The organism is Marinomonas sp. FW-1 (assembly GCF_005222245.1).
GTDB lineage: Bacteria > Pseudomonadota > Gammaproteobacteria > Pseudomonadales > Marinomonadaceae > Marinomonas > Marinomonas alcarazii.
In genome coordinates this window covers 1,822,286-1,844,056 of record NZ_CP025987.1, presented here as the reverse complement: position 1 = coordinate 1,844,056, position 21,771 = coordinate 1,822,286, and the positions used below count along the sequence as shown (strand labels likewise).

The following is a 21,771-nucleotide window of genomic DNA, read 5'->3' as shown; positions in this document are numbered from 1 at the left end:
AATTATTGCCATGACGTTACAACGTATTTTGTTAGTAGCCATAAAAAAAGCGGACTTAGAGAATATCTAAGTCCGCTTTTTTGAGCACTCACATTACTCAATGTGGCGCCAAAAAATACCGCAAGGCTTATAGCTGTGCCAACGCACTCTCGACATCAGCAATAATATCGTCGATATCCTCTAAGCCAACAGATACACGAACCAGACCTTCTGCAATACCTGCTTTCGCCTTCTCTTCGTCGGTTAAGCGGCCATGCGTGGTTGTTGCTGGATGCGTAACGAGAGTTTTGGTGTCGCCCAGATTGCCTGTAATAGACATCAACTTAGTAGCATTGATGAACGCCCAAGCCGCTTTGCGACCACCCTCAACTTCGAAAGACAGCAAACCACCAAAATCTTTTTGCTGCTTCTTAGCAAGCTCATGGTATTTATGACTTGGTAAACCGCCGTAATTCACCTTCAATACTTTAGGGTGAGCTTCTAAGAACTGCGCCAATTTCAATGCATTTGATGAATGCGCTGTCATTCTTAGCGACAAGGTTTCAAGACCATTGAGCAACACCCACGCATTAAATGGGCTCATGCATGGACCCGCACTGCGCATAAACGCAGTGAAAACATCCACAATGTCTTTACTTGCGATCAAAGCACCACCAAGGCAACGACCTTGACCATCAATAAACTTGGTCGCAGATTGCATGACGATATCAGCACCTTGCGTTAATGGATTTTGCAAGGCAGGTGTCGCCAATACAGTATCAACGCACAATAAAGCACCTTTAGCGTGAGCCAATTCAGCAACTTTTGCCACATCAACAACTTCGTATAATGGGTTTGAAGGCGTTTCGAAATAACATAAGCGAGTTTTGTCATTAATCGCTTCTTCCCAAGCGTTATAATCTGTTGCATCCACGTAGACGACTTCAACACCAAACTTCACGGTATAGGTATTAAAAAACTTCACCGTAGAGCCAAAAATATTACGTGAACAAACAACTCGATCACCAGCGCTTAACAAGCTGTAGGCTAGAGTCATCAGGGCGGCCATGCCTGAACTGGTTGCAATCGCCGCTTCGCCCTTCTCTAAGGCAGCAAGGCGTTTTTCAAAAAGCTCTACCGTTGGATTGGTAAAACGAGAATAAACGTTACCATCTTCTTCGCCAGAAAACTTACCTGCCGCTTCTTCTGCACTAGAATAAGCAAAGCTTGAGGTCATGAAAATGGCTTCGCTATTCTCTTGTTCTTGCGTTTGACGAGCGCCTGCATGAATCGCTTTCGTCGCATCATTGTATTCCGACATTCGTGTCTCTCCAAAATTGCCTTAGCTAAAAACAACAAAGCCAGGCGTGACCTGGCTTTGTTTCGTAAGTCACTATCTCATGATTTTGCTACATAGGGTGCATCATGTCACTACCAGACGCGACTTCAAGAGAAGACTTCTGGGAATCATTTCGTACGCTTTCAAGACGAGCAAGATAAGCGCCATCAATATTGCCGGCAATGTATTTGCCATCAAACACAGAAGTATCGAATTCACGAACATCTGAATGTTTGTCATCAATGCATGCTTCAATTAAGTCTTCCAAATCTTGGAAGATCAGTTTATCAGCACCAATTAATTCGCAAATTTCATCTACATTACGACCATTAGCAATCAGCTCTGTCACCGCAGGCATGTCAATACCATACACGTTCGGATAACGAACTTCTGGTGCTGCAGATGCGATATATACCTTCTTGGCACCCGCTTCACGCGCCATCTCGATAATTTCTTTACTCGTTGTTCCACGAACAATAGAGTCATCAACCAGCAATACCGTTTTGTCTTTAAATTCGAAAGGTACTGGGTTCAGTTTTTGGCGAACTGACTTCTTACGTACCGATTGACCCGGCATTATAAAAGTACGGCCAATATAGCGATTTTTCACCAATCCTTCACGGAATGGGATATTTAGTGTTTGTGCTATTTGTAACGCTGCTGTACGACTGGTATCTGGAATTGGAATCACCACGTCAATGTCATGATCCTTCCACTCACGCTCAATTTTCGCGGCCAGACGATCACCCATGTTCATGCGTGCTTTATAGACAGAAATGCTATCAATAACAGTATCTGGACGAGCAAAGTACACATACTCGAACAAACAAGGGCGGGCTACCCTTTTCTCTGTACATTGGCGCACATGTACGTTGTGATTCACATCAAAGAAAATCGCTTCGCCTGGTTGAATATCACGCTCTACCTTAAAGCCTGCAGCATCCAAAGCAACGCTCTCAGACGCCACCATGTACTCTACGCCTGACTCAGTTTTACGAGAGCCGTAAATTAATGGACGAATACCATCAGGATCACGGAAGGCTAAAATGCCGTAGCCAGTAATCAAGGCAACAACTGCGTAGCCGCCTTCGATGCGATTGTAAACACGCTCAAGTGCATTAAAAATATCTTCTGGTGTTGGGATTAGCTTGTTTTCCAAGTGCAATTCATGGGCAAGAACATTCAACAGCACTTCTGAGTCAGAGGTGGTATTTACATGTCGCAAGTCCGACTCGAACACTTCTTGCTTAAGCTTTTCGGTATTCGTTAAATTGCCGTTGTGAGCAAGCGAAATACCATATGGAGAATTAACATAAAAAGGTTGGGCTTCTGCTGAACTAGAAGTACCCGCTGTTGGGTAACGAGCATGACCAATGCCGATATTACCGTGTAGTTTTTTCATATGACGAGTGCGAAATACTTCACTCACCGGACCATTGTCTTTGCGTAAGCACAAACGTCCATTATGGCTTGTGACCATGCCTGCTGCATCTTGCCCGCGATGTTGAAGAAGGGTTAATGCATCAAAAATGGCTTGATTGACCATGGATGTGCCTACGACACCAACGATACCACACATGTTCTATATCCTCGTGTTGGGGAATTGCGGCAAACGCCGCAAGTTTCTATCTATTTTTTTGCTGCTACTGATAACAACTAATTGCCAAGGGCACGATCAATGAGAGACGAATCCATTAGATCCGAGCTCTTGCCTAACATATCACGTGTCCAGTTATTCAATTGCCCCAATTGAGGAATCAATTGAGATGTTTTCCAAAATTCCGTTTTCTCTATTGCAGGACTTAAGCTCAATAACGCAACAAAAGCCACAACGACTAAGCCACCACGAGCAAAGCCAAACAACATTCCTAGCACTCTGTCAGTGCTAGACAAGCCCGTTACCTGAATTAAGGAGCTGAGCAAAAAGCTGACTAGCGCCCCTACAATCAACGAAGCGATAAAAAGCGAAACAAAAGAAACGATATATCGAATCTGATCATTTTGAACTTGATCAATTAATAGAGATTGCATTTGATCTGAGAATTTCACCGACACAACAAAGGCAACAACCCAAGTCAGCAAGGATAAAACTTCTTTAACAAACCCTCTTTTCAAACTTAAAAGAGTAGAAAGAACCACTACTGCAATAATCAACCAATCAACAGTCGATAAAGAACTTACCTGCTCCATGAAAACCTCTAAAAATCGCTGCGGAGTTTAACAGACGCCTAACTGATTCCAAACACTGCGAAATACATTATCAGCTTAATTCACCGAATATTTCACAACAATCCCGCTCAAACTAAACTCTTTTTTAATTTCATCTCGCAGTTTATCGGAGACTTCACGCTTAAGCTCTGGACCAACATACACTTTATAAAGCGAATTGGTTGTCAGGCTGTAGGCATCGTACTTAGCAGCCTTGAGCTTTTCTACTAAGCGCGTTGCATTGTCTTTGCTCTTGAACGTAGCAATTTGCAATGTCCAACGATCAGCAACCACTGTAGGAGTACGTTTCTCGACAGGCGCTTTCGCAGACGATGCTGGCTCTTCAGGCTCTGCTGAGCTGACCTGAGAAACATCCTTTGCCGGTTTTGGCACAGGTATTAATTCAATTTCGTCAGAATCGCTTGCAGAATCTTGCATGGATGTAACGGGTAGGCTGTCAACAGGTTGAGCCGGTGCAATTTCAATAGGAGAAAATGCAGGTGGCGATGTCACCTGAACCTGCATATCCAATTCTTCAGGACGTTCTCCATCTAGGATTAATGGCAATATAATAGAAGCGGACAACACCATAATCCCTGCACCAATCAGCCTGTACGTAATGGTTCTATCTATCATAAATCACTTTTCCAATTGACCGATCGCCAAATATTCTGAGACGGTTACAAAGGAGCCAAAGACAACAACGGGGCAATCTTTTTGCTTTGCCTGATTTAACGCTGCCATATAGGCATCTTGTACCGAGGTGAAAGCATTAACGCTAAAAGTTTTACTCTCGGACTGCTGTACAATGCACTCAATAAGCTCATTGGCTTTTGCTCCCCTTGGACCAGGCAAGTCACTACAAAACCAACCTGAAAAACTGTCCGCAAGGTAAGTCATCACACTGTTAATATCTTTATCTTTTAACATGCCGCAAACTGCAATCGGCTTGGCAGGCAAATGTTTTATGCGCTGCGCCAGCTCCAAAGCCGCTTCCGGATTATGTGCAACATCAATATAAACGTCAGGTGAAGAAGCTACTTTCTGAAAACGCCCAGTTAGCTCTGCTGTACTAAATAGTGTCTCAAGATCTTCCTGAGATGGGGCAAATCCCATATACACTAAGACAGCGAGAACAGTAGCAGCATTCTGCAAAGGCAATGTAGGAATCGGTAAATGCTCATACTGAACACCAGCTCCGACCCATGACCATTCATGCTCATTACTGTCAAAGGTAAAATCCACGCCCTTTTGATGTAGCCTAGCGCCAATTTCTAACGCGGTGCTAGCAATGGTCTCAGGAGGATTCACCACACCACTGACCAATAATTTGTCTTTTCGGGCGATACCTGTTTTCTCTCGAGCAATAACATCCAAATTATCACCAAGCCAATCGACGTGATCCAACGCAATAGAAGTCACAACAGCAACGTCAGCATCGATCATATTGACAGAATCCAATCGCCCGCCCAAACCAACTTCTAGAACCCAATAATCCAATTCGCTTTGATCAAAAATCCACAAAGCTGCCAGAGTACTAAATTCAAAATAGGTAAGCGTTATGCCGTCACGTGCCGCTTCTACAGCTTCAAATGCGCGACACAAAAGATCGTCATCACAAGGAGAGTTATTAAGAGCAACACGCTCATTGAATCGAAGGAAATGAGGAGAGGTATAAGTACCAACAGAATAATTTTGACTACATAAATACTGTGTCAGCATGGCACAAGTCGAGCCTTTGCCATTAGTGCCAGCCACGGTAATTACATTGACCTTAGGTCTAGATAAATTTAATCGAGCTAATACAGCATTCCCTCGTTCTAGACCTAGCTCTATCTCAGAGGGATGTTGGCTTTCAATGTATGAAAGCCAACTCGCTAATGACGTGTGCGTCATCTAATTAAGCAACCTTATTGGTAAGCAGAGATAAGATATTGAACAAGCGATCGCGCATTTCATCACGCTTAATAATCATATCAAGAGCGCCTTTATCAAGCAGGAACTCACTACGCTGGAAGCCTTCTGGTAGTTTCTCACGTACCGTTTGCTCAATTACACGAGGACCAGCAAAACCGATCAATGCATTTGGCTCAGCAACGTTTAAATCACCTAGCATAGCCAAAGAAGCAGATACACCACCGAATACAGGGTCTGTCATCACAGAGATGTATGGAATACCTTCTTGCTTCAAACGCTCAAGGCCAGCACTTGTTTTAGCCATCTGCATCAAAGAAATCAAAGCTTCTTGCATACGTGCGCCGCCACTTGCCGAGAAGCAAATAAGAGGAATGCGTTTTTCTAAACAAACATTTACCGCTTGGATAAATCGTTCACCTACAATGGCCCCCATAGAGCCGCCCAAGAAGCTAAATTCAAATGCTACAGCAACAACAGGCATACCGTTCAAGACACCCTGCATAGCAACCAAAGCATCTTTCTCACCAGTTGCTTTTTGTGCATCCGCGATACGGTCTTTATAGCGTTTTGAATCTTTAAACTTCAATTTATCTTCAGGCTCAAGATGTGCGCCGATTTCATGACGACCTTCTTTGTCCAAAAAGATATCCAAACGACGACGTGCACTTACACGAAGATGATGCTCGCACTTAGGACAAACATCTAAATTCTTTTCTAGCTCGGGACGATATAAAACGTTTTCACATTTTGGACACTTCTTCCAAAGACCTTCAGGCACAGAACCTGTGCTACGCTTTGATTCACTGCGCACAATGGAAGGGACAAATTTATCTAACCAGCTACTCATTTAATTCTCCATATCTCTCGTTGGCTGCCGCTTAAGCGTCCATTTCATTACGCATTGGTAATAAAATATCTTTTAAAGCGCCAGCTATATATTCTTTTTGATGATCTTTATTTTCGGCAATGGCGTTAACCAACACACTACCTACAATGACCCCATCAGCACATTGACTGACTAACGCTGCTGTTTTCGCATCACGAATACCGAAGCCAACACCAATCGGCAAAGTCGTAATAGCACGTAATGAATCAACATGCTTTTTTACACTGTCTACATCTAACTCAGCAGAGCCTGTCACACCTTTAACAGAAACGTAATAAACATAACCGGTCGCTAAATCACAAATTTTCTTAGCGCGCTCTGGTGTCGTAGTCGGTGACAGCAGATAAATAAGATCAATCTCATTCTCTCGGAAGCATTCTACTACATCTGTCGCCTCTTCTGGAGTCAGATCTACTAATAAAACGCCATCAACACCCGCTTCTTTTGCAGCATTTGAAAAAGATTGATACCCAAAGAACTCAATTGGGTTCAAATAGCCCATCAAAACAACCGGAGTGTGAGTATTCTTCTTTCTAAAGTCGGCAATAATTTGCAATACTTTTTTAACACTTGTACCCGCTGCCAAACTTCGCTCACAAGCTAACTGAATAACTGGACCGTCAGCCATAGGATCAGAAAAAGGCATACCTATTTCAATCACATCAGCGCCGCCGTCCACCAAAGCATCCATTAAAGCGACAGAATACTCAGGCGAAGGATCGCCAGCGGTAATATACGGAATGAGCGCCTTTTTACCAGATTTTTCTAAATTTTCAAAACATTGTTTAATGCGGCTCATACATCAATCCCATCCAGCTCAGCGACAGTAAGAATATCTTTATCACCACGACCAGAAAGATTGATAACGACAATCTTATCTTTCTCCATCGTCGCAGCGAGTTTCATACCATATGCAACAGCATGACTTGACTCAAGCGCAGGCATAATACCCTCTAGACGGGTTAAATCCCTGAAGCCTTGCATCGCCTCATCATCATTAATTGCGACATAATTAGCTCGACCAATGTCTTTCAACCAAGCATGCTCAGGACCCACACCCGGATAATCCAAACCCGCAGAAATGGAATGGGTACCAATAATCTGGCCGTCATCATCCGCCATCACATAAGTACGGTTACCATGCAACACACCAGGACGACCAGCACTTAGAGGGGCAGCGTGACGACCCGTTTCAATACCATCACCGCCAGCCTCAACACCGTACATAGCAACATTTTCATCTTTTATGAATGGATGAAACATACCAATGGCGTTTGAACCACCACCAACACAGGCTACAACAGCATCAGGCAATCGACCTTCATGCTCCAAGCATTGTGCTTTGGTCTCACGACCAATAACAGCCTGAAAATCGCGAACCAATTTTGGGTATGGATGAGGACCTGCAGCCGTACCAATGATGTAAAAAGTATCGTCCACATTGCCAACCCAATAGCGCATCGCTTCATTCAGCGCGTCTTTCAGCGTTTTCGTACCCGAATCGACAGAGATAACCTCGGCACCAAGCAACTTCATACGGTAAACATTCAGTGATTGACGACGAATATCTTCCGCCCCCATAAACACTTTACATTTTAAACCCAAACGAGCCGCCACTGTCGCTGAAGCAACACCGTGCTGCCCTGCCCCAGTTTCCGCAATAATATTTGGCTTGCCCATGTGCTTCGCCAGCAAAGCTTGGCCTATCGTATTATTTATCTTATGAGCGCCAGTGTGATTCAAATCTTCACGCTTTAAGTAAATCTTAGCCCCACCTGCTTTCTTAGTAAGGCGCTCAGCAAAATAAAGCGGTGATGGACGACCAACATAATGGGCCAAGTCATAGTCAAACGCCGCTTGAAATTCACTGTCTTTAGAGAGGCGTTCATACATTTTGGCCAAATCGTCCAAAGCTGACATCAATGTTTCAGAAACAAAAATGCCGCCATAGGAACCAAAACGGCCATGGGAATCTGGTAAATCTAGATTAATATCGTTGCTATTCACTCTTTGCTCCACGAATAAACTCTTGAACTCTAGGCTCACTCTTGATGCCTTTTGACAATTCAACGCCACCACTTACATCAACAGCATAAGGAGCAACCTGATTTATCGCTTGTTTAATATTCTCTGGGGTTAAGCCACCGGCAAGCACAATGGGCTTCGACAAATCGGCCGGAATTAGAGACCAATCAAATACTTCGCCAGTACCTCCTGGCACACCTGCTTTATAAGCATCTAGCAGCATTGCTGTGGCGCTTGGGTATTGATCAACTAGAGCGACAATATTATCGCCCTGCTGAACTCGCAACGCTTTCATATAAGGACGATCATAGCGACGGCACTCAGACTCAGATTCATTACCATGAAATTGAATCATCCAACGTGAATTCGCTCCAACCACTGACTCAATAAGCGATGAGTCAGCATCAACAAATAAAGCAACGGGCGTAACAAAAGGAGGCAATTGTTTAACAATAGAATTTGCCATTTCTGGGGACACATACCTTGGGCTTTTTTCATAAAAAACAAAACCAAGAGCATCCGCCCCATGATTACAAGCCATCATTGCATCTTCAAGGTTGGTTATCCCACAGATTTTAACTCGGCAATTCATAGTTAGGCTCGTCTACATAGGGTAAAAAATGAGGACCTAAATGCAGTTTAGGTACGTTGAAAACATCTGGATATTGAGCATCGACAAAATACAAACCTGTTGGTGGTGCCGTAATACCACCTTTAGTACGGTCTTTCGCATCCAAAATCTGTTTTGCCCAAGACACGGGCTTTTCCCCCGCGCCTATAGACATTAAGACACCAGCAAAATTTCGAATCATATGATGCAAAAACGCATTAGCTCTAACATCTAAAACAATATACTGGCCAAGCTTTTGTACGTCAAAATTAAGAATGGTGCGGATAGGCGTATTGGCTTGGCAGCCAATAGCACGAAAGGAAGAGAAATCATGAGTACCAAGGAACACTTTAGCGGCTTCTCTCATCGCATCGACATCAAGTGTTTTATACGTCCAAGTCACGCCTTTTGCCAAAATTGCAGGGCAAAAGGGAGAAGAATAAATCACATAACGATAACGACGACTTAATGCACTAAAGCGAGCATGGAAGTCGTCAGATACATAGCTCGCTGCGACAACCGTAATATCTGAGGGCAAATAGGTATTAACACCTAACGTCCATGCCCGCTCATTTCGCTCAGCATCTGTTTCGAAGTGAACAACTTGCGCACTTGCATGAACACCAGAATCTGTTCGCCCTGCGCAAACCACTTGCACAGGGTGATTAGCAACAACACTTAACGCTTTTTCTAAATTCTCCTGAACACTTGGAACACCAAATTTTTGTGCTTGCCAGCCCTTGTATTCAGAGCCGTTATACTCAATAACCAATACTACTTTTTTAGTCACTTGGGAACATTCGCTCCATCATATTCTGCGCTTCCGCAATTTGTTTTTCATTGCCAGAATCAATAACGTCTTCAAGGATCACCCGCGCGCCCTCTTCATCACCCATATCCATATAGGCTCTTGCTAAATCTAATTTAGTGGCGGCTTCATCCCCACTAGCATCAAAGAAGTCAAACTCTTCTTCCTCATCGCTTACTTCTTCGTCTTGTGCGGCTTCAGCCTCACCAAACGAAGGAACTTCCATTTCTTCTTCTTGTTGAGCTTCTGCTAACGACTCTTCAATGGAGTTAGCTAATGTATCGCTTGGAGATTCACTAAAGACAGCAGATTCATCGACATCTTCTTGCTCTTCTTCATCAACATCATTTAATAAACTTGATACAAAGGATTCTTCTTCACTATCAACTTCATCAACTTCATCAACTTCAGTATCTATTTCATCAATTTCAGCATCCGTATCCAACGCTTCTGGGGTTACGGTTGGAATATCATCTTCTTCAACAAATGCTTCTAACTCATCCAAGTCATCGGTATCTTCTAATTCTGGAAAAGTGTCAGTTACAGCATCATCGCCACCAAAGGAATCAAACATGTCATCAAGACTTTCTTCAGTATCATCTTGAAGCGCACTTTCAAACTCATCTTCAGCTGAATCAGCTTCATCCTCAAACGCATCAAATGATGGTTCTGTCGAAGCAACATCTTCACCGAACGAACCGAAGTCCGCCAAATCATCTTCTTCATCGTCGTCTGGACTATCAAAATCGAAGGCGAAAGGGTCTTCTTCTTTCGTCTCTTCAACAGGTTCAGATTCAGGTTCATCCGCTAAAACCTGTTCCGCTGCTGCTACTGCTGCGACGGGTGCAACTGCTGCCGCAGGGGAAAGATCAAACTCATCCTTTTTTGATAGGTCTTGTTCCTCCTGTTTTTTTCCAGAACGACGCATAACCAAACCGATCAAGAGACCAATCAGCAATAGAACCACCGCACCGATAGATACAACAATAGGATTGCCAAATACTTTATTTACAAAGGAATCCGCTTCCGCTTGCTCTTTCTCTCTACGTATCTGATCGGCTTCTAACAATTGATCAACTGTATTCTTTTGCTCTTGTAGCGCTTGCTGAGCACTAGCAAACTGCTGCTGCAGTTCGGCCATTTGCTTGTCTTTCAAACTAATAAGCTTTTCCAACGTTTCCAGCTGCTTATTCAAATCACCAAGCTGACTAGAAAGTTCCGCTTTCTCTCTTTGCTCTTTGTCGAGCATCTCTTTTGAGGCTGACAACTCATTCTGCAAAGCACTCATTGCCGCACTAGAGCTCTGACCTGTATTTGAGCTAGCCGCATTCTCTGGCAATAAACTTTGGCCGGATGCTAACGTTAACTTATCACCAGCCGCTCCAGCTTTATCAGCCGCGGCTTTTGCTTTCGCTTGTGTATTTAATTGAGCTTGATTCACAGAAGCACCAGATTGGGAGCCTTTTAATGCCATCCAAGCATTGTGCTGACGCTGAAACTCTTCTTCTGAAATAGACTTATTGAAAAGAGCGATCTGCTCTTGTGTTGGCAAGCGTAAAATAGCGCCTTCTTTTAGAAGGTTAATGTTATTAGAATAAAACGCATCTTTGTTGAGGGCTTGTATCGCCATCATTGTCTGATAAATAGTTAGCTGATTGGTTGGTCGATTTTGCCCAGCAATCGACCACAGAGTATTCCCCTTAGCCACATTTAGCTGACCTTTAGAAGACATTTTCTGAGCAGCGAGTGTTGCTTGACGAAACACGGAAGAGGAAGAACCAGCTTGTTGGGAAGACACTACGGTCGATTGAACCACGTCATTTTGCGACTTATTCACCAATGCTGACTGATTTAGTGGCGTTTGATATTCTCGTACCAGCTGTCCGCTTGGCCAACGTGCCGCCAACACGAAATGCAACTCATCCACTTTCAAAGCTTGGTCTGAAGAAACAGAAACGGCTAGTTGCCCATTTTCGCGAATCACATCAAACTTAAGCTGAGATAATACACTCGTTGGGGCAAAACCCGCTTGGCGAAATTCACTTTCACTGCCAAGACGAATCAAAATATCATTGTCGGTTAAAGCACCTACATCGGAAAGCTCTATTCTCCCGCGATAAGGTTCGCCCAAATTTGATTGAGAGGTTAACTCACCCAGTTCCAATGCGTAACTGCTGGACACATATAGCGCGCCTGATACAGCAATACTAACGAGGGTTTTTCTGAGCATAAGCTTCCCTTTATTTACAAAAAATGGACATAAATATCTAACCAAGTATCTTACACAGGTGACTATTTATCAATAGCTTTAGAATCAATGGTTTGCACTTAACACCAGTGAAAGAAGAAAAATACAAAAGCAATAGTTTTTTACAGCTAATAACTTAAAAATTGATCTCTAAAATAAAAACCTTGAACAAAGTCTGCACCGATCTGTTGAGCAAAGGCTAAATCTTCTTCTCTCTCTACGCCCTCAAGAATAACCTGCTTACCAGTAGCATGAGCAAAATCAATTATCTTAGACACAAACACCATAAAATTAGCATCTAATCTATTATCTAGCACACATTTATCCAACTTTATCCACTCAACTAACTGCAAGACAGCAACAGACAACATGGATTTTGGATTACACAAATCATCTAACGCAGTACGAACACCCAGCCCATTAAACAATTCAATCATAGACAAACTCATTAATGCATCGCTTATTTCAGAGTTTTCTATCAACTCGACCACTACCCGATCACGACCAGACAACTGAATAAGTTCAACAAAAGCGTTATTTTCTGCATCCTGCCCGCAGGCATAAAACGCATCCTGATCTAAATTAACAAAAATTTTCTCTGAATTGCAGAGGCGATCTAGCTGAATCTTTTTTTGAGCCAACTCAACCTGAAACAGCAGCAGCGGATTATCATGCAATGCAGCATAAACATGATCAGGCCGAATAAATTCACCCGCTACAGAGCGAAACCTAGACAGGGCTTCATAAGCAAATACATCTCTCGTTTTCAGTTCCACAATCGGCTGATACTCAACACCAAACCGCTTAGACTCAACCAACTCTAACAGCATTTTTTGTGATAAAAAATCCATTTTAACAGCCTTAAATAAATGAGAATGACACTCACTAATATAAAGACTTATTATAAAAAAAAACCTCGCCAAATAGCGAGGTTTTCTTTTATCTCAATGAGTTAGAGAGGAATGTCGGGTAAGAGAAGCTCATTACTGAGCCTCCCTCCCCTAAGAACTGTACGTGCGAGTTTCCCCGCATACAGCTCAAGCCTTTATAAGCCTAGCAAGCTAGGCCAGCAGCTTATATTAAAGCTATATAAATCGAACTCACTCTCAGTTTATTAGAACAGACATGTTAGACAGAATACCTGTAACTTTTTCTAAAAAAGTGAGGATAGCCCCTAAAACACATAGGATTACAAGCCAAAACTTCTTACTTATATTAAGCAATGTCACATGCAACCTTTTGCTGTTTTCGAAGCGTTTAATTTCTTCACGTCCTTTAACAGTTACTATTGGAAACTGATATGTCTTAACTGATGTTGCTATAGGTATATAGGAGTTAGCTTTTATATACCCATGATCAACAGCAAATTCGAACGCGTACATATCGATGCCGGAGCCGTCAAAAACTTTTTTGAGTCTTTGCCCATCGATTGCAGTTAACACTGAATATAGCCTTTTACTATCAATCATAATCAGCACCTCAAGAAATTAATAAACTCAATTCAATAGCTTTTCACTATATCAATAACAATAATAGCCTATGATCGAAATTTATTCAATTTCTAATAGCGCTACGCTATGGAGCTTTATATGACAGTTGGGATGTAACAACACCAAGTTATCCAGTTTGTCGCTCCCGCCCTTATGACGCTCTACCACATGATGAATGTTCCACCCTGTTTCGGGCGTTATCAGTTGGTTGCAACTTGGACAACGGCGCTGTTGTCGTTTCCACAATGTAAAGGCTTTGCGCATCCCCATCTCCGATTGACGAAGTACATATTCCAAGCGTTGCTCAAAATAGAACTCATCCTTTGGGTCATAGGGATTGGCTTCAGCCACTATTTTGCGGTGGCGTACTATTTTTGTATCCGCTGCATACAATAAGTGCATGTCTCCTTTATCAGGAGACTGACCAAAGAATACCCAATTCCGTTTACCAACGGTCTTGAAGTATTTCTTAACCACCCATCGCTTGTGACGATTGGAGTGTCGGCGTTTGCACCATTGCCATAGCATTTTCCAGATACGATAGTCTAAATATTTGAATGTTTCTTTTGCCGCCCCTCCTCTATGATAGTTAGCCCAGCCTCGAATAATCGGGTTAAGTTTCGCTATCAATAACCAAGCAGGCGCCGTTTTAAAACGAGCAAATATCTCCTTTATCTTAGTCAGTACTGCTTTCAGGTTTTTATGCGATGGTTTGTTTAAAAACTTGCCACTGTATTTCCTGATATTCTGACCAAGGAAGTCAAATCCCACATCGATATGGGTTACGAGTGTTTTCTGTTTAGAAAGCGTTAACCCACGTTCCGCCATAAAGGCTTCAACCACAGGCTTCACTCTTACTTCCAGTAACTCCTTGGATATTCCCGTAATGATGAAATCATCTGCGTAGCGCACATAATTCACCTTAGTTTTATACGATGCTTTTGTGTTCTTCTTCCCAAAATGGGATTCCAAAACACGTTCGAGACCGTCTAGCGCCCAGTTAGCCAGTAACGGAGAAATGATTCCGCCCTGTGGTGTGCCAGCCTCGGTTTTATGAATTTGACCAGACTCTACATAGCCAGCCTTTAACCACTTCTTGACGATCCGCCTGTCCAGAGGGACGTTTTGGATCAACCAGTCATGGCTTATATTGTCGAAACAACCTTTTATATCCCCCTCAAGCACCCATTGTGCGGACGACTTTCGGCTTAGATTGACAAATAATTGCTCAATCGCATCCGCTGCCGAACGTAATGGACGAAACCCATACGAGTTTCGGTCTGCCCACGTTTCTGTCACAGGCTCCAGTGCTAGCAGATATAACGCCTGCATAGCCCGATCCAGCATAGTAGGTATACCTAATGGACGGCGTTCGCCGTTCGATTTTGGTATATACACCCTACGCAGCGCTTTCGGTTTGTAGCCTTTTTGACGCAAACGAGATACAGCTGACCATTTGCTTTTAGGGGAATCCCAAGTCTCACCGTCGATCCCCGCTGTCTTACGACCTCGGTTTTCAGTGACACGTTTAATGGCGATTGCTTTGGCGGAAAAGGAATGCACCAACATACGTTGAAGCTGCTTCACTTTTCGCCATTGCTTTTCTTTAGCTGCCTTCGCGATCCGAACCTGTAGCTCTCTCACTTTGAGATGGCTGGTTTCCCAGTCGATCTCATGCCATGAGCTAGCAAAGTGGGATGACGCAGGCGCTTCATTTGATGAATTGCTCATCTTGCAGTCCTCCTAGATTAAAGAGCACCCACAAGATGGAGACGGATTTATCCCCACGAGGGGAAATAAATCTTTCCCCTCGTGGGTGTTCAATTGGTTATAGAGCCTTATGACTCTACTTTCTATTTAATAGAAAGCTTTACAGGTTTTCACACGATTAAAGACCAGATGGAAGTCTGCGCCCTTTCGGGCTGAGGCAAAGTTCGAACCTCTATCCAACCCATTACAGATTGGCATTCGCTTTTTCCACCCTCCTTTACCCGCAACACCAACAGATCACCTTACGGATCACCTGCCCAGAGGGCGACGTTACGGGCTTACCGAGTTCCGATACTTTCACATTATTGGCTTAGGTTCTGTCTGTCCACCGGTGGTCGAATGTCAGCGCCTACCCAGATGTAAAGGGTAAGACCAACCACATACCATTTTGGTCTGAGCCTTATAGTAAAGCTTAGCTCAATGCGGATGACGGTGTTTATCAACAGTTCACATACGTTAACCATACCAATAAGCCTAGCACCTCATTCACGCCTTACTCGTGAAATCTATACCCACCCTCACGGATGAAATATACCCGTGATGGGGGTTACATTATCAGGAAGCTTCGCACCCCACCATTACCAGTGACGCACTATCCTTAGGCTACTAATAGCTGAATATTAGGTCTCGCTACCTGAGGAACAGGTGAGACAATGAAAGTACCAGCTTACGCACATCGGTAGCTGATTTAGTATTGAAAACACACGATGATGTCTACCTCAATAAATCCCGTTTGATAGCGGAATTACCTCAGTATAACTTTGAAATGGATGACCACCGATAGAATCGGAACTCACCTCTGTGAAAATGATTCAGCTATATAACTGAAATCGATTTAATAAGTTCGGGTTCACTTTGCGAACTTTATTTCAATAGGCGAAAAAAGCCCGGGCTTATTACTCTCAATTAGAGAGTCCGATGCTCGGGGTTTAACGCCCGAACATCGGGATTTTCTATAATACTAGTTATTGCTGGAAGGTGAATGGATACCAACCTAAGTTAGTATCCACTGACGTTATAGCCCAGCGAGGCTAGCTACCTCTGCGACTCTCGTCGCACTACATCATTCCGCCCATGCCACCCATTCCGCCCATGCCACCCATATCAGGCATGCTACCAGCGTCATCTTTTGGCAAATCAGCAATCATTGCTTCAGTAGTGATCATAAGACCAGCAACAGAGGCCGCTGCTTGAAGTGCAGAACGAGTCACTTTAGCTGGATCTAGGATACCCATTTCCAACATGTCACCGTATTCGCCAGTTGCGGCATTGTAACCGAAGTTACCTTCACCTTTTTTCACTTTATCAACAACGACAGAAGCTTCTGCACCAGCGTTAGTAACGATCTGACGCATTGGCGCTTCCATTGCACGAAGAGCTAGTGTGATACCAACACTTTGATCTTCGTTATCGCCTTTAAGGTCAACAATCTTAGTAAGAGCACGTACCAGTGCAACACCACCACCAGCAACAACGCCTTCTTCAACAGCTGCACGAGTTGCATGAAGCGCATCGTCTACACGTGCTTTCTTCTCTTTCATTGCCACTTCAGTTGCAGCGCCAATTTTGATAACTGCAACACCGCCAGCCAATTTAGCAACGCGCTCTTGAAGTTTTTCTTTGTCGTAGTCAGAAGAAGAGTTCGCCATTTCTGCACGAATTTGCTCTACACGACTTGTGATGTTAGCCGCTTGACCTGCACCATCAACAATAGTTGTGCTTTCTTTCGTTAGAGTAACGCGCTTAGCTGTACCTAGTTGCTCAAGAGTAGCACCTTCTAGCGTCATACCCACTTCTTCAGAAATAACGGTAGCGCCAGTTAGAATAGCAATATCTTCTAGCATCGCTTTACGACGATCACCAAAACCAGGCGCTTTAGCAGCAGCAACTTTTACGATACCGCGCATAGTGTTCACAACCAAAGTCGCTAGGGCTTCGCCTTCAACGTCTTCCGCAATGATCAATAATGGACGAGATGCTTTTGCAACGCCTTCCAATACTGGTAGCAAGTCACGGATGTTAGAGATTTTCTTATCAACAAGAAGAATGAATGGGTTTTCAAGTTCCGCACTCATTGTTTCTTGGTTGTTGATGAAGTATGGAGATAGGTAGCCACGATCAAATTGCATACCCTCAACCACAGCTAGCTCATCTTCAAAACCAGAGCCTTCTTCTACTGTGATAACGCCTTCTTTACCAACACGCTCCATTGCTTCTGCAATGATTTTACCAACAGAAGAGTCAGAGTTAGCAGAAATAGTACCAACCTGCTCGATTGCGCGAGTATCTGTGCAAGGTGTAGCTTGTGCAGCAATTTCTTTTACAACAGCTGCCGCAGCTTGATCGATACCACGTTTAAGATCCATTGGGTTACGACCAGCAGCAACCGCCTTCAAACCTTCAGAAACAATTGCTTGAGCAAGAACAGTCGCAGTTGTAGTACCGTCACCAGCAACATCATTGGCTTGAGAAGCAACTTCTTTCACCATTTGTGCGCCCATGTTCTCAAACTTGTTATCAAGCTCAATTTCTTTGGCCACTGTTACACCATCTTTTGTAACAAGTGGCGCACCGAAAGATTTCTCGATAACAACGTTACGACCTTTTGGCCCCAAGGTTACTTTAACTGCATCTGCAAGAACGTTAACACCTTTCAGCATTTGCTGACGTGCACTGTCTCCAAATTTAACTTCTTTAGCTGACATTTTCTTACTACCTTTTAACTTGTTTTAAGTGTTACAAATCGAATATGAACTACAAAGATAAATTAGGCTTCAACAACACCGTAAATTTCATCTTCTTTCATGATAAGTAGCTCTTCACCATTGATTTTCACTGTTTGACCTGAGTATTGACCAAACAACACAGTGTCACCAACGCTAACAGCCAACGCTTGCACGTCACCATTAGATTGAATACGGCCAGTGCCAACAGCCAAAACCTCGCCTTGTGTAGGCTTTTCTGTCGCAGATCCAGGCAGAACGATACCAGATGCGGTTGTTGTCTCTTCTTCTTTACGGCGAACAACGACACGATCGTGCAAAGGACGAATATTCATCAATCATTTTCTCCAATTAAAACAATACCAGGACTCCCCTGGCAGGACTGCTCTTGCTTTGAAGCAAGAATCTCTATCGAAGTTTTATATACGGCTAGTAATTCGTATTTCAACCCAAACAAAAAATTATTTTTTATCTATTAAGTCGTTATCTTCATTAGCATATTCTCCTTCAATGATATCCCCATCATCTTTTGGGCCATATCGTTGACCATCACGCCACTGCGTGCCGCGAGCCATCAAAGAGCTAACAAACTTAACAATCAAACCTGCTGCGAATAACTTTCTTAATGGCGGCACTAATAACAAGGCACCAATCGCATCGGTTACAAAACCAGGAATCAACAAGCACAGGCCAGCGAAAACCAACATAACACCTTCTGCCACTTCTGTGGCAGGAAGTTCGCCACGACGCATTTTTTCCTGCGCTTTTAATGACGTCTCTAAACCTTGCTTACGAATTAAAGTGACACCTATAATTGCTGTAAGGAACACCAAACCTACTGTAGCCAATGCGCCAATTTTTCCACCGACCTGAATAAGCACGGTCATTTCCACAATGGGCACTAAAATAAAAAGTAATAGCGCAAATCTCATATTCACCTTCTTTATGTCATACTCAAATTCGTTTTCTAGTATCTATCTATGGGCGTTCCTTTGATTAATCAAGCAATGAAGCACTTTAAATCGCAAGTACTTCTTATTTTAAGTGAAGTACCCTTCGGAAGCTGCATATCCTATGGTGAATTGGCTAAGCAAGCAGGCTTTCCTGGTTATGGGCGACAAGTAGGACAATTAATGAAAAAACTTCCCAAAGACACTAAGCTGCCTTGGCACCGCGTTGTAAATGCTCAACGTCGAATTAGCTTTGCAGAAAATACAGATGGCTATTTGAGGCAAAAGGAAAAATTAGAAAAGGAAGGCTGGGTTATCGTTGGCAACAAACTAACCCTAAATGAAGGCAAGTGAGTGAGGAGCGTCACTCAATATTTAGTAACGCTCCTTGTAGAGTAGGCTTAATCTCTAAAATTGGTAAATTGAACCGGCTGTGCTAAATCCGCACCACGCAATAACGCCATTACTTGCTGTAAATCATCTCGTTTTTTGCCCGTGACGCGTAATTGGTCGCCTTGAATCTGAGCCTGAACTTTTATCTTGCTGTCTTTGATCATTTTCACGATCCGTTTTGCTTCATCTGTTTCAAGCCCTTCTTTCATTTTCACGGCTTGAGATGCTCGCATATTGCCTTTTACAACATCTTCTTTTTCCAAACTTTTCAAATCAATGCCACGGCCAACCAATTTTTGATTTAGAATATCGGACATCTGGCGAAGTTGAGGCTCAGCCTCTGCTTCCATGACAACGTTTTTCTTGTCTTTAATTTCGTAGTGCGCTTTCACGCCTTTAAAGTCATAACGCGTTGTAATTTCTCTGTTAGCCTGATCGACTGCGTTGCTGACTTCGTGCCAATCCAACTCAGATACTACGTCAAATGATGGCATTTTCTGCTCCTTTGCATTTTCAATAAGGTAATTTGGAGCGATAATAACAGGGATTGAAATAAAACACCTAATGGAAACCTATTATGAAGAACACGCCTTGGTTAGTCATCGGCGCTGGCGCTATCGGCCTTTTTTGGGCTTGTAAGCTAGAAAAACTCGGCAATAAAGTCCATCTAGTGTATCGATCAGAGAGCCCCGGGAAGAAAATCACCTTGGAATCGCTTACTGACGAAGAAGGTCAACAGCAGGTTTGCACAACCAAACATAAAATCAAAAGCTTTACTGCTGAAGAGCTAACCGACCAATACGATAAAGTGCTAATCTGCACTAAGTCTTTTGACCTCAAAAATGCTTTCACCCAAGTAGAAGCACACATTACAAACGATGCCGATATTGCTTGCCTTTGTAATGGCATAGGGGCACAAGAAGAACTTCAAAACAAACTACTAGAAACACAAACCCTTTGGGCTGGCACCACCAGCGAAGGCGTACTCAAAATAGAAGCAAACCACATAAAGCACACGGGACTGGGTGACACCTACTTCGGCCAATGGCGTCCAACGACACCAGCCAAAGACTTTCCACTGGAAGGAATGACGGTAACTAACATCCACCAACGAATGATTGAAAAACTCGCCGTTAATGCAGTTATTAACCCTATTACCGCTATTTTCAACATCCATAACGGCGATATATTGAATGATGAATACAAGCCACTGATCGACGCCACTCTCTCAGAATTGTCCAGCGTTTTTACCCATCCTAAGTTTAGCTACTTACAAGAAAGCCAACACCTCACCCGAGATAACCTAAAGAACAGAGTAAACACCATCGCCCAACTCACCCGCTTAAATCGGTCCTCCATGCACGAAGACATCCGACTACAGCGACAAACTGAAAACAATTTTATTTCTGGCTTTTTACTTGATAACAGTCCAATAGAGTTGCCCGTACAGCGACTGCTTTTTGATGGCGTTGCCCACGCAGAACAGCGTGAAGAGGTGAAAAAAAAGCTGCTAAGTCTCTCTTAGCAGCTTTTTTATTGATTCACACAAGATTAGATTTTAGTGATCTTTTCTTTCGTAAGAAGAATTTTCTTCTCTTTATAAAGCGCGCCCAAAGCTTTTTTATAGGTCGCCTTACTGACTTTAAATACCGCATAGATGGCTTCTGGAGAGGCTTTATCGGTCAATGGTGACTCGCCACCATGAGCATCCAAATAATCAAGAATGTCGTCTAATATATTACGCACTTTCTTGTAGCCAACTTCTTGCAAGCTTAAGTCGATTTTGCCGTCTTCTCGCATTTGCTTAATAAAGCCAACGGTCTTTTCACCTTTGCGCAGTTGCCTAAATGCATCTTCGAAGAATAAAACACCCCAGAAGCGGTTATCGATCACACACTTAAAACCAATATTTGTCTTGTCGCCAATGATGATGGAAACTTTATCTCCCACTCGATAAGGCGCTTCCTCACGATTCAGCAAGGCATCCACTTTGGTTGTCGCCACAATGCGATTGGTTGTTTGGTCCAAGTAGATGAACAACAAATGTGTTTCACCTTCTTCTACGCGATTCTTCTGCTGACTAAAAGGCACCAACAAATCTTTTGGCAAGCCCCAATCAAAAAACGCCCCCACTTGGTTGACTGCTATTGACGTTAATGCAGCAAACTCCCCCACCTGCGCCTTAGGAAATTCAGTGGTGGAAATTAATTTATCGTCTGAATCCAAATAGACAAATACTTCCACTTCGTCTCCCACTGTCACATCTTTTGGTACGTAACGTTTAGGAAGTAAAATTTCGCCTAATTGGTCGGCGTCTAAATACACACCAAAATCTTTTTCTTTAACGACTCTTAATGTATTTAAGCGCCCAATTTGTGTAGCCATGAGTTCTCCGGCAAGCAATTTTTTTCGCACTATACGCACT

The 21,771-nt window shown here is 43.2% G+C and carries 21 protein-coding genes; 2 read left to right on the top strand and 19 right to left on the bottom strand.

All coding sequences use genetic code 11. From position 1 onward, the window contains the following. Positions 1–127: 127 nt before the first annotated feature. The 17 genes from C1X04_RS08570 to C1X04_RS08490 form a co-directional block, all read right to left on the bottom strand. Positions 128–1,300, bottom strand: a complete 1,173-nt coding sequence (locus C1X04_RS08570) for an O-succinylhomoserine sulfhydrylase (RefSeq protein ID WP_110572270.1) — start codon at positions 1,298–1,300, stop codon at positions 128–130. Between the two features lie 88 nt (positions 1,301–1,388). Further along, positions 1,389–2,897: an amidophosphoribosyltransferase gene (purF, locus tag C1X04_RS08565; protein ID WP_110572268.1), complete on the bottom strand. Its 1,509-nt coding sequence runs from the start codon at positions 2,895–2,897 to the stop codon at positions 1,389–1,391. 77 nt (positions 2,898–2,974) lie between these two features. Beyond that, entirely contained in the window at positions 2,975–3,508 is a 534-nt protein-coding gene (locus C1X04_RS08560; protein ID WP_110572266.1) for a CvpA family protein, read from the bottom strand. A gap of 75 nt (positions 3,509–3,583) precedes the next feature. Beyond that, positions 3,584–4,162 carry an SPOR domain-containing protein gene (locus tag C1X04_RS08555; RefSeq protein WP_254682366.1) on the bottom strand — a complete coding sequence of 193 codons (579 nt, stop codon included), beginning with the start codon at positions 4,160–4,162 and terminating at the stop codon, positions 3,584–3,586. A 3-nt stretch (positions 4,163–4,165) separates the two neighbouring features. Then, the gene (gene folC / locus C1X04_RS08550; RefSeq protein ID WP_137169675.1) at positions 4,166–5,422 is read right to left on the bottom strand and encodes a bifunctional tetrahydrofolate synthase/dihydrofolate synthase; all 1,257 of its coding nucleotides are present in this window, start codon (positions 5,420–5,422) and stop codon (positions 4,166–4,168) included. 4 nt (positions 5,423–5,426) lie between these two features. Then, positions 5,427–6,290, bottom strand: a complete 864-nt coding sequence (gene accD / locus C1X04_RS08545) for an acetyl-CoA carboxylase, carboxyltransferase subunit beta (protein WP_110572261.1) — start codon at positions 6,288–6,290, stop codon at positions 5,427–5,429. A gap of 31 nt (positions 6,291–6,321) precedes the next feature. Then, positions 6,322–7,128, bottom strand: a complete 807-nt coding sequence (trpA, locus tag C1X04_RS08540; RefSeq protein WP_137169674.1) for a tryptophan synthase subunit alpha — start codon at positions 7,126–7,128, stop codon at positions 6,322–6,324. Next, positions 7,125–8,336 (bottom strand): tryptophan synthase subunit beta, encoded by a 1,212-nt coding sequence (gene trpB / locus C1X04_RS08535; protein WP_137169673.1) that lies wholly within the window; start codon positions 8,334–8,336, stop codon positions 7,125–7,127. The genes trpA and trpB overlap by 4 nt, the downstream gene beginning before the upstream one ends. Then, positions 8,329–8,946, bottom strand: a complete 618-nt coding sequence (locus C1X04_RS08530; protein WP_110572255.1) for a phosphoribosylanthranilate isomerase — start codon at positions 8,944–8,946, stop codon at positions 8,329–8,331. The genes trpB and C1X04_RS08530 overlap by 8 nt, the downstream gene beginning before the upstream one ends. After that, a complete protein-coding gene (truA, locus tag C1X04_RS08525; protein WP_110572253.1) occupies positions 8,930–9,754 on the bottom strand; it encodes a tRNA pseudouridine(38-40) synthase TruA in 825 nt (274 codons plus the stop codon). Before truA ends, C1X04_RS08530 begins: the two co-directional genes overlap by 17 nt. Then, positions 9,747–12,002: a FimV/HubP family polar landmark protein gene (locus tag C1X04_RS08520; protein ID WP_137169672.1), complete on the bottom strand. Its 2,256-nt coding sequence runs from the start codon at positions 12,000–12,002 to the stop codon at positions 9,747–9,749. The genes truA and C1X04_RS08520 overlap by 8 nt, the downstream gene beginning before the upstream one ends. A 146-nt stretch (positions 12,003–12,148) precedes the next feature. Further along, positions 12,149–12,871: an EAL domain-containing protein gene (locus C1X04_RS08515; protein WP_110572249.1), complete on the bottom strand. Its 723-nt coding sequence runs from the start codon at positions 12,869–12,871 to the stop codon at positions 12,149–12,151. 255 nt (positions 12,872–13,126) lie between these two features. Further along, on the bottom strand, positions 13,127–13,489 hold the full coding sequence (locus C1X04_RS08510; protein WP_137169671.1) for a hypothetical protein: 363 nt from the start codon (positions 13,487–13,489) through the stop codon (positions 13,127–13,129). 81 nt (positions 13,490–13,570) lie between these two features. After that, entirely contained in the window at positions 13,571–15,241 is a 1,671-nt protein-coding gene (gene ltrA / locus C1X04_RS08505) for a group II intron reverse transcriptase/maturase (protein WP_137169670.1), read from the bottom strand. A gap of 1,097 nt (positions 15,242–16,338) precedes the next feature. Then, positions 16,339–17,985 (bottom strand): chaperonin GroEL, encoded by a 1,647-nt coding sequence (gene groL, locus C1X04_RS08500; RefSeq protein WP_110572247.1) that lies wholly within the window; start codon positions 17,983–17,985, stop codon positions 16,339–16,341. 62 nt (positions 17,986–18,047) lie between these two features. Beyond that, positions 18,048–18,338: a co-chaperone GroES gene (locus C1X04_RS08495; protein WP_024022707.1), complete on the bottom strand. Its 291-nt coding sequence runs from the start codon at positions 18,336–18,338 to the stop codon at positions 18,048–18,050. A gap of 126 nt (positions 18,339–18,464) precedes the next feature. Next, positions 18,465–18,935, bottom strand: coding sequence for an FxsA family protein (locus C1X04_RS08490; protein WP_110572245.1), 471 nt, complete (start codon positions 18,933–18,935; stop codon positions 18,465–18,467). 60 nt (positions 18,936–18,995) lie between these two features. Between C1X04_RS08490 and C1X04_RS08485 the strand changes: the two genes are divergently transcribed. Then, complete coding sequence (locus tag C1X04_RS08485) at positions 18,996–19,307, top strand: MGMT family protein (RefSeq protein WP_245926950.1); 312 nt, start codon at positions 18,996–18,998, stop codon at positions 19,305–19,307. A gap of 47 nt (positions 19,308–19,354) precedes the next feature. Here the strand turns inward: C1X04_RS08485 and C1X04_RS08480 are convergent, their stop codons facing one another. Further along, a complete protein-coding gene (locus C1X04_RS08480) occupies positions 19,355–19,840 on the bottom strand; it encodes a YajQ family cyclic di-GMP-binding protein (protein ID WP_110572241.1) in 486 nt (161 codons plus the stop codon). 83 nt (positions 19,841–19,923) lie between these two features. Between C1X04_RS08480 and C1X04_RS08475 the strand changes: the two genes are divergently transcribed. After that, positions 19,924–20,871, top strand: a complete 948-nt coding sequence (locus C1X04_RS08475) for a ketopantoate reductase family protein (protein ID WP_137169668.1) — start codon at positions 19,924–19,926, stop codon at positions 20,869–20,871. A 26-nt stretch (positions 20,872–20,897) separates the two neighbouring features. Here the strand turns inward: C1X04_RS08475 and C1X04_RS08470 are convergent, their stop codons facing one another. Continuing rightward, positions 20,898–21,731 (bottom strand): S1 RNA-binding domain-containing protein, encoded by an 834-nt coding sequence (locus tag C1X04_RS08470; protein ID WP_137169667.1) that lies wholly within the window; start codon positions 21,729–21,731, stop codon positions 20,898–20,900. Positions 21,732–21,771: the final 40 nt, after the last annotated feature.

What these genes read in the sequence shown, in the direction of transcription:
- C1X04_RS08495 (WP_024022707.1), bottom strand. Translation starts at nt 18,338, where the DNA reads ATGAATATTCGTCCTTTGCACGATCGTGTCGTTGTTCGCCGTAAAGAA.
- groL (WP_110572247.1), bottom strand. Translation starts at nt 17,985, where the DNA reads ATGTCAGCTAAAGAAGTTAAATTTGGAGACAGTGCACGTCAGCAAATG.
- C1X04_RS08510 (WP_137169671.1), bottom strand. Translation starts at nt 13,489, where the DNA reads ATGATTGATAGTAAAAGGCTATATTCAGTGTTAACTGCAATCGATGGG.
- folC (WP_137169675.1), bottom strand. Translation starts at nt 5,422, where the DNA reads ATGACGCACACGTCATTAGCGAGTTGGCTTTCATACATTGAAAGCCAA.
- C1X04_RS08520 (WP_137169672.1), bottom strand. Translation starts at nt 12,002, where the DNA reads ATGCTCAGAAAAACCCTCGTTAGTATTGCTGTATCAGGCGCGCTATAT.
- C1X04_RS08515 (WP_110572249.1), bottom strand. Translation starts at nt 12,871, where the DNA reads ATGGATTTTTTATCACAAAAAATGCTGTTAGAGTTGGTTGAGTCTAAG.
- C1X04_RS08480 (WP_110572241.1), bottom strand. Translation starts at nt 19,840, where the DNA reads ATGCCATCATTTGACGTAGTATCTGAGTTGGATTGGCACGAAGTCAGC.
- accD (WP_110572261.1), bottom strand. Translation starts at nt 6,290, where the DNA reads ATGAGTAGCTGGTTAGATAAATTTGTCCCTTCCATTGTGCGCAGTGAA.
- ltrA (WP_137169670.1), bottom strand. Translation starts at nt 15,241, where the DNA reads ATGAGCAATTCATCAAATGAAGCGCCTGCGTCATCCCACTTTGCTAGC.
- C1X04_RS08490 (WP_110572245.1), bottom strand. Translation starts at nt 18,935, where the DNA reads ATGAGATTTGCGCTATTACTTTTTATTTTAGTGCCCATTGTGGAAATG.
- trpA (WP_137169674.1), bottom strand. Translation starts at nt 7,128, where the DNA reads ATGAGCCGCATTAAACAATGTTTTGAAAATTTAGAAAAATCTGGTAAA.
- C1X04_RS08555 (WP_254682366.1), bottom strand. Translation starts at nt 4,162, where the DNA reads ATGATAGATAGAACCATTACGTACAGGCTGATTGGTGCAGGGATTATG.
- C1X04_RS08475 (WP_137169668.1), top strand. Translation starts at nt 19,924, where the DNA reads ATGAAGAACACGCCTTGGTTAGTCATCGGCGCTGGCGCTATCGGCCTT.
- C1X04_RS08570 (WP_110572270.1), bottom strand. Translation starts at nt 1,300, where the DNA reads ATGTCGGAATACAATGATGCGACGAAAGCGATTCATGCAGGCGCTCGT.
- C1X04_RS08470 (WP_137169667.1), bottom strand. Translation starts at nt 21,731, where the DNA reads ATGGCTACACAAATTGGGCGCTTAAATACATTAAGAGTCGTTAAAGAA.
- purF (WP_110572268.1), bottom strand. Translation starts at nt 2,897, where the DNA reads ATGTGTGGTATCGTTGGTGTCGTAGGCACATCCATGGTCAATCAAGCC.
- C1X04_RS08530 (WP_110572255.1), bottom strand. Translation starts at nt 8,946, where the DNA reads ATGAATTGCCGAGTTAAAATCTGTGGGATAACCAACCTTGAAGATGCA.
- C1X04_RS08560 (WP_110572266.1), bottom strand. Translation starts at nt 3,508, where the DNA reads ATGGAGCAGGTAAGTTCTTTATCGACTGTTGATTGGTTGATTATTGCA.